Consider the following 14,594-nt stretch of genomic DNA (forward strand, 5'->3'; position numbering starts at 1 on the left):
TCATTTTCACGATGAGCTAAGTAGACTGGCCGCCATTGACATTGAGGCACTCGTACTACATGGCTGAATTCGAAACCACTTTTGCAGATCTGGGCCTGAAGGCTCCTATCCTTGAAGCCCTTACCGATCTGGGTTACGAAAAACCATCTCCGATCCAGGCAGAATGTATCCCACATCTGTTGTCTGGTCGTGACGTGCTGGGCATGGCCCAGACTGGTAGCGGCAAAACCGCAGCGTTCTCGCTGCCGCTGCTGCACAACATCGATCCGGAACTGCGTGCACCGCAGATCCTCGTCCTGGCTCCAACCCGTGAACTGGCTGTTCAGGTTGCAGAAGCTATGACTGATTTCTCTAAACATATGCGCGGCGTAAACGTGGTGGCCCTTTACGGTGGCCAGCGTTATGACGTGCAGTTACGTGCCCTGCGCCAGGGTCCACAGATTGTTGTCGGTACGCCGGGCCGTCTGCTGGATCACCTGAAGCGCGGTACCCTTGACCTCTCTAAACTGAGCGGTCTGGTACTGGATGAAGCAGATGAAATGCTGCGTATGGGCTTCATCGAAGACGTAGAAACGATTATGGCGCAGATCCCGGAAGGTCATCAGACCGCTCTGTTCTCTGCAACCATGCCAGAAGCGATTCGTCGCATTACCCGCCGCTTCATGAAAGAGCCGCAGGAAGTGCGCATTCAGTCCAGCGTGACCACTCGCCCGGACATCAGCCAGAGCTACTGGTCTGTATACGGTATGCGTAAAAACGAAGCGCTGGTTCGTTTCCTGGAAGCGGAAGATTTTGATGCGGCGATTATCTTCGTTCGTACCAAAAACGCGACCCTGGAAGTGGCTGAAGCGCTGGAGCGTAGCGGCTACAACAGCGCAGCGCTGAACGGTGACATGAACCAGGCTCTGCGTGAGCAGACGCTGGAGCGCCTGAAAGACGGTCGTCTGGATATCCTGATTGCAACCGACGTGGCAGCACGTGGTCTGGACGTTGAGCGTATCAGCCTGGTTGTTAACTACGATATTCCAATGGACTCCGAGTCCTACGTTCACCGTATCGGTCGTACCGGTCGTGCGGGTCGTGCAGGTCGTGCGCTGCTGTTCGTTGAGAACCGCGAGCGTCGTCTGCTGCGTAACATTGAACGCACCATGAAGCTGACCATTCCAGAAGCGGAACTGCCAAATGCAGAACTGCTGGGCAAACGCCGTCTGGAAAAATTCGCCGCGAAAGTCCAGCAGCAGCTGGAAAGCAGCGACCTGGACCAGTATCGTGCGCTGCTGGCACAGATTCAGCCTACCGCTGAAGGCGAAGAGCTGGATATGGAAACGCTGGCCGCAGCACTGCTGAAAATGGCACAGGGCGAACGTACCCTGATCGTGCCACCAGATGCACCGATGCGTCCTAAGCGTGAGTTCCGTGACCGTGACGAGCGTTTCGAACGTCGTGGCGACCGTAACGATCGTGGTCCACGTGCTGACCGTCCAGAGCGCAGTGGCGAAGAGCGTCCACGTCGTGAGCGTCGTGACGCTGGCGAAATGGAACTGTACCGCATTGAAGTGGGCCGTGATGATGGTGTTGAAGTTCGTCATATCGTTGGCGCGATCGCTAACGAAGGCGACATCAGCAGCCGTTACATCGGTAACATCAAGCTGTTCGCATCTCACTCTACTATCGAGCTGCCAAAAGGCATGCCGGGCGAAGTACTGCAGCACTTTACTCGCACCCGCATCCTGAACAAGCCGATGAACATGCAGCTGATGGGCGATGCCCAGCCACGTACTGACCGTGGTGGCGAACGTCGTGGCGGTGGTCGTGGTTTCGGTGGCGAACGTCGTGAAGGCGGTCGTAGCGAAGGCAACCGCGCTGGCGCAGGCGAAGGTCGTCGTTTCTCTGGTGAGCGTCGCGAAAGCCGTGGCCCACGTCGTGAAGATGGTACCGCTCGTCGTCGTTTCGGTGACGCGTAAGACTTTCGTTTCTGACGTAAAGTAATCTATACAGCCCCGATAAACACTGTCGGGGCTTTTTTTATTCCTTTTGTACTCTTGTACTGGTACAGTGCTGCGCATGAACATGCATAACCGCATTATTGACTGGAGAAAAGGCTGTATGGCGACACTTACCACCACCCAAACGTCACCTTCGCTGCTTGGCGGCGTGGTGATCATCGGCGGAACCATCATTGGTGCCGGGATGTTCTCCCTGCCTGTGGTTATGTCCGGTGCGTGGTTCTTCTGGTCGCTGGCGGCACTGGTGTTTACCTGGTTCTGTATGCTTCATTCCGGGCTGATGATCCTCGAAGCCAACCTGAACTACCGCATTGGCTCCAGCTTCGACACCATCACTAAAGACCTGTTAGGCAAAGGCTGGAATCTGATAAACGGCCTCTCCATTGCCTTTGTGCTCTACATCCTGACTTACGCGTACATCTCAGCGAGTGGCTCCATTCTGCATCACACATTCTCGGAGTTGTCGCTGAACGTGCCGGCAAGAGTGGCGGGCTTGTGCTTCGCGCTGGGCGTCGCGTTTATCGTCTGGATGAGCACCAAAGCGGTGAGTCGCATGACGGCGATTGTGCTGGGCGCGAAGGTGATCACCTTCTTCCTGACCTTCGGCAGCCTGCTTGGACACGTTACGCCGGCCACGCTTTTCAACGTGGCGGAGACGAATACCGCTTACACGCCGTACCTGCTGATGACCCTGCCGTTCTGTCTGGCATCATTTGGTTACCACGGTAATGTGCCGAGCCTGATGAAGTATTACGGTAAAGATCCACGCACGATTGTGAAGTGCCTGATCTACGGCACGCTGCTGGCGCTGGCGCTGTACGTGATTTGGCTGCTGGGGACGATGGGCAATATCCCGCGTCCTGAATTTATCGGCATTGCGCAGAAGGGCGGTAACATTGATGTACTGGTACAGGCGCTAAGCGGCGTACTGAACAGCCGCAGTCTGGATCTGTTGCTGGTGGTATTCTCTAACTTTGCCGTTGCGAGCTCTTTCCTCGGCGTGACGCTGGGCCTGTTTGACTACCTGGCCGATCTGTTTGGTTTTGATGATTCTGCCATGGGGCGCTTTAAAACCGCGCTGCTGACTTTCCTGCCACCGATTGTTGGCGGTCTGCTGTGGCCGAATGGTTTCCTCTATGCCATCGGCTATGCCGGGCTGGCGGCGACCATCTGGGCGGCGATTGTGCCTGCGCTGCTGGCACGCAAATCACGTAAACGCTTCGGCAGCCCGAAATTCCGCGTCTGGGGCGGAAAGCCGATGATTGCGCTGATTCTGGTGTTCGGTATTGGCAACGCGCTGGTGCATGTTCTGTCGAGTTTTAACCTGCTGCCGGTGTATCAGTAACACCACCTGTCACCCTCTCCCGACGGGAGAGGGGAACAAATCGCGCTAACCTGACACTTCCTCTTTCACCTGCATCGCCAGGTCAAACGAATGCAGGCGTGCCTGATGATCGAAAATCTGGCCGTTAACCATAATTTCATCCGCCTGCGTCTCACGCAGCACCGCCTCCAGCCCGTGACGCACTTTTGCCTTATCCCCCACCAGCGACATGCTCAGCGCCTGCTGAACGCCATACTGTTCGGATGCCGACCACAGCTGATGCATATTCTCCACCGGCGGCGGCAACTGACCGGCCTCACCGCGACGCAGCTTCACAAAAGCCTGTTGCATGGAGGTGAACAGGAATTCCGCATCGCGATTGCTGTCGGCGGCAACGATGTTAATGCACACCATCGCATACGGTTTTTCCAGACGCTCTGAAGGTTTGAAGTTTGTGCGATAGAGGTGAAGCGCCTGATGGAGCATATCTGGCGCGAAGTGTGAGGCAAAGGCGAACGGCAGCCCCAGCTGAGCGGCAAGCTGCGCGCTGTAAAGGCTTGAGCCCAGCAGCCACACCGGGATCTTCTCACCGTAGCCTGGCACCGGGCGCACGTGCGGGTTAGGGTCACGCGCGTCAAACCAGTCCACCAGTTCAGCCACATCGCGCGGGAAGTTATCGATGTCGCCGCTCATATGGCGACGCAGGGCGCGCATGGTCGGCTGGTCGCTGCCCGGCGCACGGCCAAGACCCAGGTCGATACGGCCAGGATAGAGGGTATTCAGCGTACCAAACTGCTCGGCAATCACCAGCGGGGCATGGTTCGGCAACATCACGCCACCGGAGCCAAGGCGCAGCGTGGTGGTGTTCGCCGCCAGGTAACCAATCAGCACGGAGGTCGCCGCACTGGCGATACCAACCATATTGTGGTGCTCAGCCAGCCAGTAACGGTGATAACCGCGTTTTTCTGCCAGGCGAGCGAGATCGAGAGAGTGGGTAAAGGCTTCTCGTGCTGAGGAGCCTTGAGGGATCGGCGCCAGATCCAGCACCGAAAACGGAATGGTTTTATCAGTCATAACAGCTCACTTTGTCGACGGTGAATCTTTTAATAGTGCATTAAAATTTAATAACCGTTGTTAACAAAGTGAGCTTTTACATTTCTTCTTCAGCCCTGTAACACCAGCCCAGGGAGGCGTTTCCAGTAGCCGTTACAGTCGCTGCTAGCGGTTAACGGCAGCGGAGCATCACCGTTTTCATTGGCGCGGAAGGCATCCAGCATGGCGAATACGCCCGTATCCACCGGTGACAGGCGCACCATGTCGACCAGACCGTTCATCGACGCCAGTTCATTGCCGAGGTTATACACATAGCCGCTCATGGTCTGGATACCGTTCAGGACGAACACCTGCTGATTTTCCTGCGACAGCATGCTGCGCCCGTTCGGGTACTTGATGCAGCAGGTTTCACACTCGTCTTTCGGACGGTCTTCAGAGCGGGCGGTGAAGCAGCGGGCAGAATAGGCCAGCGGCAGATGACCATAGCTCAGCACTTCCACCTCAAACTGATTGCGAATGCCCAGCGTTTCGCACTGGTTGAGCAGGTTAGCCAGCCAGTCGCGCGAGAGTTCGACCGGCATGCACCAGCGCGTCATTCCCTGTTTAAGCAGCAGGCGCAGCGTCACGGCGTTATAGCAGTTCAGCGCATGGCCTGCGACAAACGGCAGCCTGCGTTCGGCGCACATGTTCACTACGCCCAGATCGCTGGCTTCCAGCAGGAATTCACCGTTCTCTACGTAGCGTTTGAGTTCACCCAGTTCGGAGGAGGCCTGGACGAGGGCGAGCGTTGAGAGCACCACCTGTTTACCGCTTCCGGCGAGGCTTTTCGCCATATCCAGCCAGTCGCCCACTTTGGTGGCGCGGCGCTTGCTGCATACCGCTTCACCGAGGTAAATCACATCTGCGCTGCTGGTCGCGGCCTGGTGGTAAAAATCTTCCAGCGTCTCTTTTGGCCAGTAGTAGAGCACCGGCCCTAATGAATATTTCATGATTATCTCACTGCCATTTACGGTGATATGCGCCAAGCGTGGTTTGTGTACCCTCGGACATCGCACCGAGTGTCTCCATCCACGCCGGTTGCGGTGCGTAGTTCTGCGGGTCTGCCATGCAGCGATCGATAGCCTGGCGCCAGACTTTCGCCACTTGGCTGACGTACGCCGGGCTGCGCTGGCGGCCCTCAATTTTCACCGAGGCGATATTGGCGGCCAGCAGTTCTGGCAGCAGTTCCAGCGTATTAAGGCTGGTTGGCTCTTCCAGCGCGTGGTAACGCTCGCCGTCTACCAGATAGCGGCCTTTGCACAGCGTCGGGTAACCGGCATTTTCGCCGTCCTGATAGCGGTCAATCAGCACGTCGTTCAGGCGCGATTCCAGCCCCTGCGGCGTTTGTTGCCAGCGAACAAAGCGGGCGGGCGAGCAGGCCCCAACGGTATTGGGGGACTCGCCGGTTAAATAGGAAGAGAGATAGCAACGGCCTTCGGCCATGATACACAGGCTGCCAAAGGCAAAAACTTCCAGTGGTACTGGCGTGACGCACGCGAGTTGCTTAACCTGATGAATAGAGAGCACGCGTGGCAGCACCACGCGGGCAACATCAAAGTGACGATGATAAAAACGCACCGCCTCTTCGTTAGTGGCAGATGCCTGAACGGAGACGTGACGCTCAATATGGGGATAGCGTTTTGCCGCATACTCAAGCATAGCGAGGTCGGCGAGGATCAGCGCATCGGCGCCCAGCTGTGCTGCCATATCCACCGCGCGTTGCCAACGGGCGTAGCCATCAGGATGGGCGAAGGTATTGATGGCGATATGCAGTTTGCGGCGGTGCTGGTGGACGAAGGTAACGGCTTCCTGAAGCTTTTTCTCCGTAAAGTTGAGGCCAGCAAAATGGCGGGCGTTGGTATCATCTTTCAGCCCGATATAGACCGCATCGGCCCCATTTTCGATGGCCGCCTTAAGCGCCGGAAGATTTCCGGCTGGGCAGAGCAGCTCCATAATTTATCCTGAAGTAGTCGATCGCAAATTTGTTAACGAGCTGGGATTTTAATTAACCCATACGCGACAATTTTTGATTTAAGGCAGCTAATGGCGTATTGATGGCACCAATAATGAGGTACACCTGACGACAGTTTGTTGATTTACGCCGCTATGTTGTGCTTCGGATATGGCAAAATAGCAGGACTATAGCTATCAGGGAGTAAAGCTCGTGCTGGATAAACTGCGTTCACGTCTCGTACAATTTGGTCCATCAATGCTGAGCGTGCCGGTAAAACTGGCCCCGTTCGCGCTTAAACGCCAGGTGCTGGAGCAGGTGCTGAGCTGGCAATTCCGCCAGGCACTGCAGGACGGTGAGCTGGCGTTCCTGGAAGGGCGCTGGTTAAGCATTGACGTCCACGATATCGGGCTGCGCTGGTTTACCTCTGTTGAGAATGACCAACTGATCGTCCGTGAGTCCGCCGACGCGGATGTGAGCTTTAGCGCCAGCGCCAGCGATCTGCTGATGATCGCCGCGCGTAAGCAGGATCCGGACACACTCTTCTTCCAGCGCCGACTGGTTATCGAAGGCGATACGGAACTTGGTCTGTACGTGAAGAATTTAATGGATGCCATTGAGCTGGAGCAGATGCCGAAAGCGCTGCGTGTGATGTTGATGCAAATGGCAGATTTCGTTGAGGCGGGGCTGAAAACCCCGCCGGAAAGTAAACACACTTCAGTAGGTGAGCCATGCTGATTCGAGTCGAAATTGGGATTGATGCACCGGGAATCGATGCGTTGTTACGCCGCTCTTTTGCGCGGGATGACGAAGCGCAACTGGTCCACGATCTCCGCGAAGACGGCCTGATTACGCTGGGGCTGGTTGCCACCGATGACGAAGGTCAGGTGGTGGGCTACGTTGCCTTCAGCCCGGTTACCGTTCAGGGCGAAGAGCTACAGTGGGTAGGAATGGCACCGCTGGCGGTTGATGAACACTACCGCGGCCAGGGGCTGGCGCGCCAGCTGGTTTACGAAGGGCTGGACTCGCTCAACGAATTTGGCTATGCCGCCGTGGTGACGTTGGGGGATGCTACGTTCTATGGCCGTTTAGGCTTCGAACCGGCAGCGCATTACGATCTCCGCTGCCGCTGGCCGGGAACGGAATCCGCCTTCCAGGTGCACCGTCTGGCGGATGACGCGTTTAACGGCGTGAACGGTCTGGTTGAGTACCACGACCATTTCAATCGCTTTTAATCAGGCTGTCGCGAAGCGCCTCAAAGGAGCCGTCTCCGGTGACGAGGCGCTCTTTCTGACGCTTCGTCAGTTGCTTAATGCGGTATTCCATTCTGAGCGCCAGCGATCTGTCGCCAACGGGCGCTGAAAAGGCGAGCTGTAATTCCCCTTTCCCCCGCAGCGCTTTGGCACCTTTCCCCGTTTGATGTTGCAGAAAACGCCGCGCCACATCGGTAGTGATCCCGGTGTACAGGGCGTTATCGGCGGTACGAACAAGATAGAGAAACCAGCACACGGTAAACAGATTCAGTATGTTAAGGTGAACGCACCTTAGCATGAGAGAGAGCGAAAATGGAAACTCTGACCACCATTAACCGCTGGCTGGCAAAACAGCATGTCGTCACCTGGTGCGTGTATGACGAAGGTGAAATGTGGTGTGCAAACGCGTTTTATTACTACGATCCCGAGCGTGTCGCCTTTTATGTCCTGAGCGAGGATAAAACCCGTCATGCGCAAATGTCGGGTCCGCAGGCGAAGGTAGCGGGCACGGTGAACGGCCAGCCTAAAACGGTTGCGCTGATTCGTGGCCTGCAGTTTAAAGGGGAGATCCGCCGCCTGGACGGAGAAGAGAGCGACGCGCAGCGAAAACGCTACACGCGCCGCTTTCCGGTTGCCATTGCGCTAAAAGCTCCGGTGTGGGAAATCCGCCTTGATGAGCTGAAATTTACCGACAACACCCTGGGCTTTGGCACAAAGCTTCACTGGCTACGCGCCGAGCAGGCGTAGCGCTTCACGGTTAAACGCGGGCAGATCGTCCGGGGTCCTGCTGGTGATCAGCTGGTCTTTGTCGTTCACAACCTCCTGATCGTAAAACTCAGCCCCCGCATTTTTCAGATCGATAACGATCGGTTTTACGGCCGTGAGTTTACGCCCGCGCACGACATCTGCGCTGATGAGCAGCTGCGGACCGTGGCAGATGGCAAAGACCGGTTTGCCCGTCGAGACAAAGTCTCGCGTGAAGGTCACGAACCGTTCATCCCCACGCAGGGAATCCGGTGAATGACCGCCGGGTAACAGCAGGGCATCGAAATCTGACGGGCTGACGTTATCGATGGTTTCATCGATGGTCACGCTGGCTTCGCCCTTATGGCCTTTCACCGTTTTACCCGCCTCTTTCTCAATGGTGATGACCTCATGTCCTGCCTTGCGAAAAGCCTCGGCTGGCGAGGTGAATTCTGAATCTTCAAACTCGTCGGTGATCAAGACTGCGATTTTCTTGCCCATGCTTCCTCCGTTGTTTTGGCTTCAGACAGATTTTTCTCCGCTTGTGGTAAATACTTACCTGTAACAGACTTCTAAGTGTGGTCGACGACGCTGAGTTCGCAAACGGACAATTCTGTAAAGGGGAGATGAGATGAGTCAGGTACTGATTACCGGCGCGACCGGGCTGGTGGGCGGACATCTGCTGCGGCTGCTGCTTCAGGAGCACCGGGTTAACTATATTGCCGCCCCGACGCGTCGGCCTCTCGCGGATATCTCTGGCGTCTTTAACCCCCACGACCCACAGCTTACCGATGCACTGGCGCAGGTACAGGATCCTGTGGATATCGCCTTTTGCTGCCTCGGTACAACGCTACGTGAAGCGGGCAGTAAAGAGGCGTTTGTGCATGCGGACTACACGCTGGTGGTCGATACGGCGCTGACGGCTAAAAAGCTGGGGGCAACACATTTTGTGGTGGTCAGTTCGCTCGGTGCCAATGCCGGGTCACCTTTTTTCTACAACAAGGTGAAGGGCAAAATGGAAGAGGCGCTGATTGCCCAGAAGTGGGAGCAACTGACCATTGTTCGCCCCTCCATGCTGCTCGGGCACCGGGATGAACGCCGTTTTAACGAATCGTTTTTCGCGCCTCTGTTCCGCATCCTGCCGGGTAACTGGAAATCCATTGAGGCAGCGGACGTGGCGCGTGCGATGCTAAAAGAAGGGCTCTCGCCATCGCAGGAGGGCGTGAATATCATCCCGTCGGCAAAACTGCGTGAAATCGCACAGGGCGAGGCGTAAACTCCCCCGGCTAATAACCTACTACTCTCCGGGGAATGCTATGGCTGGTCAGTCTTCATCTCAGGCGGCTTCACCTGTTCAATGGTGGAAGCCCGCGCTCTTCTTTCTCGTGGTCATCATCGGCCTCTGGTATGTGAAATGGCAGCCGTACTACGGTAAAGCCTTCACGGCCGCCGAAACGCACAGTATCGGAAAATCTATTCTCGCTCAGGCTGATTCCAGCCCGCTTCAGGCGGCGTGGGATTACGCCATGGTCTATTTCCTTGCCGTCTGGAAAGCCGCGGTACTGGGCGTCCTGCTGGGCTCGCTGATTCAGGTGCTTATCCCGCGTCACTGGCTGGTGAAAACCCTCGGTCAGCCCCGCTTTCAGGGTACGCTGCTGGGGACGATTTTCTCCCTGCCGGGCATGATGTGCTCGTGCTGTGCAGCGCCTGTGGCCGCCGGGATGCGTCGTCAGCGCGTCTCAATGGGCGGTGCGCTTGCTTTCTGGATGGGGAACCCGTTGTTAAACCCGGCGACGCTGGTGTTTATGGGCTTTGTGCTGGGCTGGCATTTCGCCTTTATTCGTCTGGTGGCCGGTCTGCTGACGGTGCTGGTTGTGGCGACCCTGGTGCAACATCTGGTGAAAGACAAAACCGTAGCACCTGCGTCAGTTGACGTGGATATCAGCGAACCGCAGGGCGGCTTCTTCGCGCGCTGGGGCAGGGCGCTGTGGCAACTTTTCTGGAGCACCATCCCGGTCTATATCCTGGCGGTTCTGGTGCTGGGCGCGGCGCGCGTCTGGCTGTTCCCGCATGCGGACGGGGCTATCGACAACACGCTGCTGTGGGTCGTTGCAATGGCCGTTGCCGGTTGCCTGTTCGTGATCCCAACGGCCGCTGAAATTCCCATTGTTCAGACCATGATGCTGGCCGGGATGGGCACCGCGCCTGCACTGGCGCTGCTCATTACCCTGCCTGCAATCAGCCTGCCGTCGCTTGTCATGTTGCGTAAGTCATTCCCGGCGAAAGCGCTGTGGCTGACCGCGGGGCTGGTGGCGCTGAGCGGGGTGCTGGTAGGAAGTATTGCACTGGTATAAAAAAAGCCCGGTAGCGTTACCGCTTACCGGGCTTTCTGTCAGACGTTCTGGTTACTTGATGTAGGTGAAGGCGGTGGTGACGTGTTTCACGCCGCTCACCCGGCTGGCGATATCGGCCGCCGCTTTCCCTTCACGGTCGGTGACCAGACCCAGCAGGAACACTTCGCCGTTTTCCGTTGTCACTTTTACGTTTGAGGATTTCACCTGGTCCGAGCCCAGCAGCTGGGAGCGAACTTTGGTGGTTATCCAGGTATCAGACGACGCGGTACCCAGGCTGATTGGCTGCCCCTGACGGATTTCATTGAAGACTTCCGTGGTGCCCTCAACGCCCATTGCGATCTGTTTTGCGCGGCTGGAGAGTTCGGTATTCGGCGACTGGCCCGTCAGCAACACTTTGCCCTGATAGGCCGTGACGTTGATACGCGCTTCTTTCTTGATTTGTTCGTCTTTCGACAGCGCACTGTTGACGCGCAGCTCCAGCGTACCGTCATCGACCTGTGTCCCTACGGAACGCGGGTCGGTTGCCGCTTTAGTACCAACCGCGGCGGTACCCACGACAGCCGCAGCGATACATCCCTGAAGCAGTAATGCAGACATAAGGACTGCGAGGGTCGATAAAGCCTTCATAAGAACTCCTTAATCATCCTGGTGAGGGAAAAGCGTGTTATCGATCAAATCGCATAAGCAGTTCACCGTAAGCATATGCATCTCCTGAATGCGCGCGCTACGGTGAGAGGGAATGCGGATTTCCACATCCTGCGGCCCAAGCAAACCCGCCAGCTCACCACCGTCATAGCCTGTTAAGGCAACGATAGTCATGTCGCGGGTGACGGCGGCTTCAACGGCTTTGACAATGTCCCGGCTGTTGCCGCGCGTGGAGATTGCCAGCAGAACATCTCCGGCATGACCCAGGGCTCGCACCTGCTTTGCGTAAATCTCATCATGCAGACGATCGTTAGCAATCGCTGTTAAGACCACATTATCGGTATTAAGTGCAATGGCGGGTAAACTCGGTCGTTCTGTTTCAAAACGATTGATCATGCTGGCAGCAAAATGCTGTGCGTTGGCGGCTGAAGTGCCATTGCCACAACAGAGGATTTTGTTGCCGTTGAGCAGGGATTGCACCAGCGTCATGGCGGCACGAGAGATAGCGTCCGGAAGGGCTTCCGCCGCTGCAATCTGAGTCTGGATGCTTTCAGTGAAGCACACTTTAATTCTTTCGAGCACGTTATCCCTTTTAAATCTTAATTATGCGTCTTCGCCAAAAGCGTTTTTCAGCCATTCGATCGCATTGCCGGTGAAGGCTACCACATCGAACCGGCAATCCACAGTATCAAAACTCCCATTATGGCGGGCAAGCCACAAGTGGGCAGTCTGTAATAATTTATGTTGTTTGGCGAACGTCACGCTGGCGGCAGCGCCGCCAAAACGGGAAGACTGTCGGTAGCGAACTTCTACAAACACGATGACCTCACCGTCTTTCATGATGAGGTCGATTTCGCCGCCACGTCCGCGAACGTTAGCGGCGATAAAGTGCAGTCCTTTGCCTTCAAGCCAGCGACGCGCTTTTAATTCCCACGCGTCACCGGTCTCTTTACGGCTTAACTGGCCGGGACGATTTGCCCCTGCTGGTATTTGAGCCATGATAACTTCCTGTTAATCACACAATCCTGAGTGGCCGTCAGATCGCCGGTATTGCCGTTAAGCTCAAAGCCCGGCACCTGACGCATCTGGGTAAAGTGGTTCGCCAGCGCCCAGGCATCGACACCCATGGCATACAGACGTGCCAGAGAGTAGTCGTTGCGGACGGTGCTCAGCGCCTGCTGCATCAGTGCCGGGTTGCTGCCTGCGAGCATGGGAATTTCGCTGTACTGCAGGCCGTCCATCTCCAGACGGAAATCCGGGCCGGCGGTACCTTGCGCGCTGCGTGAACTGGCGTACAGCGTTGCGCCGCTCTGGCTGCCGTTACGCATTGCAATCATCGGTTTGATGAAGGCGATTTCCTGCGGGGTGGCAACGATATACGCTGCATCCACTTTACCGCCACCGCTGATCTGCGCGTCAGTGGGTGGCGCAGGGATCGACAGACCGCCAATGGTCACACTCTGCTGCTGCGGCAGGCTTGCGCTGACCGGGCTGCCGTTGAGGGCAATGCCCGCTCCGCCATTGACGCCCGCGCGCAGTTCAGACGCGGAGCCGAATTTCTGCTGCAGCACAATACCGCCGCCCAACTTCTGCCACTCATCGGCAAAAGCATTAGCAACGCGATCCCCCAGCGTACTGCGTGGGATGAGCAACAGCGGAGCCTGTTTACCCTGCTCGTGAATATGACGCGCCGCATCGCGGGCTTCATCTTCCGGCGACAGCGCGAAGTAGCAAATATTGGCACGGTTCTGAACCTGCTCTGGCTGGTTGAGTGCCAGCACGTTCAGCGTGGTATTGCTCTTCATCAACTCTTCGACATTGTTTTTCAGCAGCGGGCCGACAACGATGCTCGCACCATCCTGTTGAACCTGCGCCAGTACCTGGTCAAGCGGCTTCGAACTGGTGTCGTAGATTTTCAGCTCAGCACCCGGGTTTGCGCTGGTGGTGGCCACCGGCGGTGTTTGCGCGGCAGGTTGTGCCGTTTGTTCTGCGGGCTGTGCAGGTTGAACGTTCTGCGGTTGAGGTTGTTCAGACGCGGTGTCAGTCGCCGGGGCTGCTTGAGTCTCAGCCGGCGCCGGCGTGGTAGGCGGTGCAGGCTGAATGTTCTGCGGTTGAGGTTGTTCAGACGCGGCGTCAGTCGCCGGAGCTGCTTGAGTTTCAGCCGGCGCTGGCGTTGTTGTCGCAGGCGTCGTAGGGGCCGTTACCGGGTTCTGCATCGTTCCCTGTGCCGGCGTCTGCGCGGTGGTCAGGTCACTGGTTTCAGCGGCGGAAGGGCTGACCACATCGTTCACGTTTGCCGCCTGTGCCGCCTGGGTCGGCACTGCGCTGCCCGTCACTGGCGTCGTGCCGTTTTTTGCGGCTTCAAAACCTTGTTGAATAGTGCGACCGAATACCGCCGCCTGACCGTTTAAGGGCAGAAGGAGTGCAATCTTGCTGGTCGAGGCCGGCTTAAAGTTCTGCACGTTTACCAGCTGCGTCGGCAGCATTTTCGCGCCCGGATTCTGCGGGTAGCGGGTCTGCCAGTCAGTGATACCGGCTTTCAGCATCTTCGGATCGTTGCGGTTGTTAAACCACATCTGCTGCAGATCCAGCCAGCCCTGCAGGACGTTTTCATCTGCATTGATCACCAGTGCTCGCGCCTGTTCCTGCGTCATAGAGGCCAGCGCCTGCCACGTGGCATCGATATTTTTCTGCTTATCAGCCCCGCCGAGCAGAGGCTCCTGGGCGATTAGCGCACGGAGCAGCGTCAGGGAAGGGCGGCCCTGTTCAGCGGTAATGCCCGCCTGCCAGAAGCGAGCCTGCTGATTTTTGTCCAGCGCGCTCACGTCGATATCCCCGAGGATCTTTTTCGCGGCATCGTAATCTTTCAGCGCGACTTTCAGCTCGGCAGAGAGCAGGCTCTGCTCACGACGCTGAACATCATTCAGATCTTTTGGCAACTGGTTGAACAATTCGGCAGCCTGCTGGGTTTTACCCTCTTTCAGCAGTGCACGAATGGCGAGTAATTGCCAGTTGGTCTTGGTATCATTTGAGCTCTGCGACATTTGTTGCAGATAAAAGCCAGAGTCAGCCTGAGCAGAACCCTGCAAATGGGCGGTGCTCTGGTCGGGTGCCTGGGTGCCACAGCCTGCAAAGATAAGGGCTGCCAGCAGGAGCGGCACGCTGCGCGTGGCTTTTTTTCGAAGAAACGTTAACGGTACCATACTGTATCCAGTGATTTTTTTT

Annotated in this window: 16 protein-coding genes; 7 read left to right on the forward strand and 9 right to left on the reverse strand. The window is 56.8% G+C overall.

Annotated features, from left to right (window positions below; translation table 11 throughout):
* The first annotated feature begins 59 nt into the window (after nt 1-59).
* Both HV157_RS17355 and mtr read left to right on the forward strand, forming a co-directional pair.
* Nucleotides 60-1,964 (forward strand): DEAD/DEAH family ATP-dependent RNA helicase, encoded by a 1,905-nt coding sequence (locus tag HV157_RS17355; RefSeq protein ID WP_182268749.1) that lies wholly within the window; start codon nt 60-62, stop codon nt 1,962-1,964.
* A 142-nt stretch (nt 1,965-2,106) separates the two neighbouring features.
* Nucleotides 2,107-3,351 (forward strand): tryptophan permease, encoded by a 1,245-nt coding sequence (mtr, locus tag HV157_RS17360; RefSeq protein WP_025202927.1) that lies wholly within the window; start codon nt 2,107-2,109, stop codon nt 3,349-3,351.
* A 45-nt stretch (nt 3,352-3,396) separates the two neighbouring features.
* On the opposite strand, the gene HV157_RS17365 is transcribed toward mtr, so the two are convergent.
* The 3 genes from HV157_RS17365 to HV157_RS17375 form a co-directional block, all read right to left on the reverse strand.
* A complete protein-coding gene (locus HV157_RS17365) occupies nt 3,397-4,404 on the reverse strand; it encodes a luciferase-like monooxygenase (protein ID WP_079231644.1) in 1,008 nt (335 codons plus the stop codon).
* An 89-nt stretch (nt 4,405-4,493) separates the two neighbouring features.
* Entirely contained in the window at nt 4,494-5,372 is an 879-nt protein-coding gene (locus HV157_RS17370; protein ID WP_032679043.1) for a U32 family peptidase, read from the reverse strand.
* A gap of 7 nt (nt 5,373-5,379) precedes the next feature.
* On the reverse strand, nt 5,380-6,375 hold the full coding sequence (locus HV157_RS17375; RefSeq protein ID WP_182378524.1) for a peptidase U32 family protein: 996 nt from the start codon (nt 6,373-6,375) through the stop codon (nt 5,380-5,382).
* A gap of 211 nt (nt 6,376-6,586) precedes the next feature.
* On the opposite strand from HV157_RS17375, the gene HV157_RS17380 reads away from it, so the two are divergent.
* Nucleotides 6,587-7,111: an SCP2 domain-containing protein gene (locus HV157_RS17380; RefSeq protein ID WP_020883544.1), complete on the forward strand. Its 525-nt coding sequence runs from the start codon at nt 6,587-6,589 to the stop codon at nt 7,109-7,111.
* Nucleotides 7,105-7,608: an N-acetyltransferase gene (locus HV157_RS17385; RefSeq protein ID WP_014171770.1), complete on the forward strand. Its 504-nt coding sequence runs from the start codon at nt 7,105-7,107 to the stop codon at nt 7,606-7,608. The genes HV157_RS17380 and HV157_RS17385 overlap by 7 nt, the downstream gene beginning before the upstream one ends.
* Here the strand turns inward: HV157_RS17385 and HV157_RS17390 are convergent.
* The gene (locus tag HV157_RS17390; RefSeq protein ID WP_138014186.1) at nt 7,595-7,924 is read right to left on the reverse strand and encodes a GIY-YIG nuclease family protein; all 330 of its coding nucleotides are present in this window, start codon (nt 7,922-7,924) and stop codon (nt 7,595-7,597) included. The two genes, HV157_RS17385 and HV157_RS17390, sit on opposite strands and share 14 nt — an antisense overlap.
* Nucleotides 7,925-7,938: 14 nt before the next feature.
* On the opposite strand from HV157_RS17390, the gene HV157_RS17395 reads away from it, so the two are divergent.
* On the forward strand, nt 7,939-8,373 hold the full coding sequence (locus HV157_RS17395; protein WP_020883546.1) for a YhbP family protein: 435 nt from the start codon (nt 7,939-7,941) through the stop codon (nt 8,371-8,373).
* Here HV157_RS17395 and HV157_RS17400 read toward each other — a convergent pair.
* Nucleotides 8,353-8,871 (reverse strand): type 1 glutamine amidotransferase domain-containing protein, encoded by a 519-nt coding sequence (locus tag HV157_RS17400; protein WP_014171767.1) that lies wholly within the window; start codon nt 8,869-8,871, stop codon nt 8,353-8,355. The two genes, HV157_RS17395 and HV157_RS17400, sit on opposite strands and share 21 nt — an antisense overlap.
* A gap of 130 nt (nt 8,872-9,001) precedes the next feature.
* Between HV157_RS17400 and HV157_RS17405 the strand changes: the two genes are divergently transcribed.
* Together HV157_RS17405 and HV157_RS17410 are read left to right on the forward strand one after the other, a co-directional pair.
* Nucleotides 9,002-9,646 carry an NAD(P)H-binding protein gene (locus HV157_RS17405; RefSeq protein WP_025202931.1) on the forward strand — a complete coding sequence of 215 codons (645 nt, stop codon included), beginning with the start codon at nt 9,002-9,004 and terminating at the stop codon, nt 9,644-9,646.
* Between the two features lie 40 nt (nt 9,647-9,686).
* Nucleotides 9,687-10,724, forward strand: a complete 1,038-nt coding sequence (locus tag HV157_RS17410; protein WP_182268751.1) for a permease — start codon at nt 9,687-9,689, stop codon at nt 10,722-10,724.
* Nucleotides 10,725-10,775: 51 nt separating this feature from the next.
* Here the strand turns inward: HV157_RS17410 and dolP are convergent, their stop codons facing one another.
* From dolP to HV157_RS17430, 4 genes are read right to left on the reverse strand one after another with little or no spacing between them, the layout of a single operon-like run.
* Nucleotides 10,776-11,351, reverse strand: a complete 576-nt coding sequence (dolP, locus tag HV157_RS17415; protein WP_014171764.1) for a division/outer membrane stress-associated lipid-binding lipoprotein — start codon at nt 11,349-11,351, stop codon at nt 10,776-10,778.
* A 9-nt stretch (nt 11,352-11,360) separates the two neighbouring features.
* Nucleotides 11,361-11,951 (reverse strand): DnaA initiator-associating protein DiaA, encoded by a 591-nt coding sequence (gene diaA, locus HV157_RS17420; protein ID WP_003861754.1) that lies wholly within the window; start codon nt 11,949-11,951, stop codon nt 11,361-11,363.
* A 21-nt stretch (nt 11,952-11,972) separates the two neighbouring features.
* Nucleotides 11,973-12,368, reverse strand: coding sequence for a YraN family protein (locus tag HV157_RS17425; protein WP_020883549.1), 396 nt, complete (start codon nt 12,366-12,368; stop codon nt 11,973-11,975).
* On the reverse strand, nt 12,326-14,572 hold the full coding sequence (locus HV157_RS17430; protein ID WP_182268752.1) for a penicillin-binding protein activator: 2,247 nt from the start codon (nt 14,570-14,572) through the stop codon (nt 12,326-12,328). The genes HV157_RS17425 and HV157_RS17430 overlap by 43 nt, the downstream gene beginning before the upstream one ends.
* Nucleotides 14,573-14,594 lie beyond the last annotated feature (22 nt).

The sequence above is a fragment of the Enterobacter sp. RHBSTW-00318 genome, assembly GCF_014101375.1.
Classification (GTDB): Bacteria; Pseudomonadota; Gammaproteobacteria; order Enterobacterales; family Enterobacteriaceae; genus Enterobacter; species Enterobacter ludwigii.

Bases quoted from the DNA above. Each gene is read 5' to 3' on its own strand.
- HV157_RS17425 (WP_020883549.1), bottom strand. From the start codon at position 12,368: ATGGCTCAAATACCAGCAGGGGCAAATCGTCCCGGCCAGTTAAGCCGT.
- HV157_RS17390 (WP_138014186.1), bottom strand. From the start codon at position 7,924: ATGCTAAGGTGCGTTCACCTTAACATACTGAATCTGTTTACCGTGTGC.
- HV157_RS17405 (WP_025202931.1), top strand. From the start codon at position 9,002: ATGAGTCAGGTACTGATTACCGGCGCGACCGGGCTGGTGGGCGGACAT.
- HV157_RS17395 (WP_020883546.1), top strand. From the start codon at position 7,939: ATGGAAACTCTGACCACCATTAACCGCTGGCTGGCAAAACAGCATGTC.
- HV157_RS17370 (WP_032679043.1), bottom strand. From the start codon at position 5,372: ATGAAATATTCATTAGGGCCGGTGCTCTACTACTGGCCAAAAGAGACG.
- dolP (WP_014171764.1), bottom strand. From the start codon at position 11,351: ATGAAGGCTTTATCGACCCTCGCAGTCCTTATGTCTGCATTACTGCTT.
- HV157_RS17430 (WP_182268752.1), bottom strand. From the start codon at position 14,572: ATGGTACCGTTAACGTTTCTTCGAAAAAAAGCCACGCGCAGCGTGCCG.
- HV157_RS17385 (WP_014171770.1), top strand. From the start codon at position 7,105: ATGCTGATTCGAGTCGAAATTGGGATTGATGCACCGGGAATCGATGCG.
- HV157_RS17365 (WP_079231644.1), bottom strand. From the start codon at position 4,404: ATGACTGATAAAACCATTCCGTTTTCGGTGCTGGATCTGGCGCCGATC.
- HV157_RS17400 (WP_014171767.1), bottom strand. From the start codon at position 8,871: ATGGGCAAGAAAATCGCAGTCTTGATCACCGACGAGTTTGAAGATTCA.
- HV157_RS17410 (WP_182268751.1), top strand. From the start codon at position 9,687: ATGGCTGGTCAGTCTTCATCTCAGGCGGCTTCACCTGTTCAATGGTGG.
- HV157_RS17355 (WP_182268749.1), top strand. From the start codon at position 60: ATGGCTGAATTCGAAACCACTTTTGCAGATCTGGGCCTGAAGGCTCCT.
- HV157_RS17375 (WP_182378524.1), bottom strand. From the start codon at position 6,375: ATGGAGCTGCTCTGCCCAGCCGGAAATCTTCCGGCGCTTAAGGCGGCC.
- mtr (WP_025202927.1), top strand. From the start codon at position 2,107: ATGGCGACACTTACCACCACCCAAACGTCACCTTCGCTGCTTGGCGGC.